1 protein-coding gene is annotated in these 1846 nt (G+C 59.1%); it reads left to right on the top strand.

Going from position 1 to position 1846, the window contains the following annotated elements; genetic code table 11:
* Positions 1-101 precede the first annotated feature (101 nt).
* Positions 102-1799, top strand: a complete 1698-nt coding sequence (gene fadD1, locus F8N49_RS27500; RefSeq protein ID WP_024014053.1) for a long-chain-fatty-acid--CoA ligase FadD1 — start codon at positions 102-104, stop codon at positions 1797-1799.
* Positions 1800-1846: the final 47 nt, after the last annotated feature.

Below are 1846 nucleotides of genomic sequence, written 5' to 3'. Positions count from 1 at the left end.
TCGCGGCCTGTAAAACGCCGGATTCACCAATACAAAACACACACCAATAATAATCGCATCAAATGCGGTGAAGAATTCGCGTTGCTGAGGAGTGGGCTTCCATGATCGAAGACTTTTGGAAGGATAAGTACCCGGCTGGAATCGCAGCCGAGATCAATCCAGACGAGTATCCGAACATTCAGGCAGTGTTGAAGCAATCCTGCCAACGCTTCGCCAACAAACCGGCTTTCAGCAACCTCGGCAAGACAATCACCTACGGTGAGCTGTACGAGCTGTCCGGGGCCTTTGCCGCGTATCTGCAACAGCATACCGACTTGCAGCCCGGTGATCGAATCGCCGTGCAACTGCCCAACGTCCTGCAGTACCCGGTCGCGGTCTTCGGTGCCATTCGCGCCGGGCTGATCGTGGTCAACACCAACCCGCTGTACACCGCGCGGGAAATGGAACACCAATTCAACGACTCCGGCGCCAAAGCCCTGGTGTGCCTGGCGAACATGGCGCACCTGGCCGAAGCCGTGGTGCCGAAGACCGGCGTCAAGCACGTCATCGTCACCGAAGTCGCCGACCTGCTGCCGCCGATCAAGCGCCTGCTGATCAACAGCGTCATCAAGTACGTGAAGAAAATGGTCCCGGCCTATCACTTGCCCAAAGCCATCAAATTCAACGACGTCCTGAGCAAGGGCCACGGCCAGCCAGTGGCCGAGGCGAACCCGGACAGCGGCGATGTCGCGGTTCTGCAATACACCGGCGGCACCACCGGCGTGGCCAAGGGCGCAATGCTCACGCACCGCAACCTGGTCGCCAACATGCTGCAATGCAAGGCGCTGATGGGCTCCAACCTCAACGAAGGCTGCGAGATCCTGATCACGCCGCTGCCGCTGTATCACATCTACGCGTTCACCTTTCATTGCATGGCGATGATGCTGATCGGCAACCACAACATTCTGATCAGCAACCCGCGCGACCTGCCGGCGATGGTCAAGGAACTGTCGAAGTGGAAGTTCAGCGGTTTTGTCGGTCTGAACACGCTGTTCGTGGCGCTGTGCAACAACGAAGGTTTCCGCAAGCTGGATTTCTCCGCGCTGAAAGTCACCCTGTCCGGCGGCATGGCCCTGCAACTGGCGGCGGCCGAGCGCTGGAAAGCCGTGACCGGTTGCGCCATCTGCGAAGGCTACGGCATGACCGAAACCAGCCCGGTGGCCACGGTCAACCCGATCCAGCACATCCAGATCGGCACCATCGGCATTCCGGTGCCGTCGACCCTGTGCAAAGTCATCGACGATGCCGGTGTCGAACAGCCGCTGGGCGAAATCGGCGAGCTGTGCGTCAAGGGCCCGCAAGTGATGAAGGGTTACTGGCAGCGTCAGGAAGCTACCGATGAAATGCTCGACAGCGACGGCTGGCTGAAAACCGGTGACATCGCGCTGATCCAGCCGGACGGCTACATGCGCATCGTCGATCGCAAGAAGGACATGATTCTGGTGTCTGGCTTCAACGTCTATCCGAACGAACTGGAAGACGTGCTGGCGACTTTGCCGGGCGTGTTGCAGTGCGCGGCGATTGGCGTGCCGGACGAGAAGTCGGGTGAGGCGATCAAGATTTTCATCGTCGCCAAACCGGGCGTGACCCTGACCAAAGAACAGGTCATGGACCACATGCGCGCCAACGTCACCGGCTACAAAGTGCCGCGTTCGGTGGAATTCCGCGATGCGCTGCCGACTACCAACGTCGGCAAGATCCTGCGCCGCGAATTGCGGGATGAAGAGCTGAAGAAGATCAAGGCCAAGTCTGCCGCGTAAATAAAAAGCCCCGCAGATGCGGGGCTTTTTGTTGGTGAACTGATCGT

It is taken from the genome of Pseudomonas sp. GXM4 (assembly GCF_008923895.1).
Classification (GTDB): domain Bacteria; phylum Pseudomonadota; class Gammaproteobacteria; order Pseudomonadales; family Pseudomonadaceae; genus Aquipseudomonas; species Aquipseudomonas atacamensis.
This window is presented reverse-complemented; position numbering and strand designations above follow the sequence as displayed.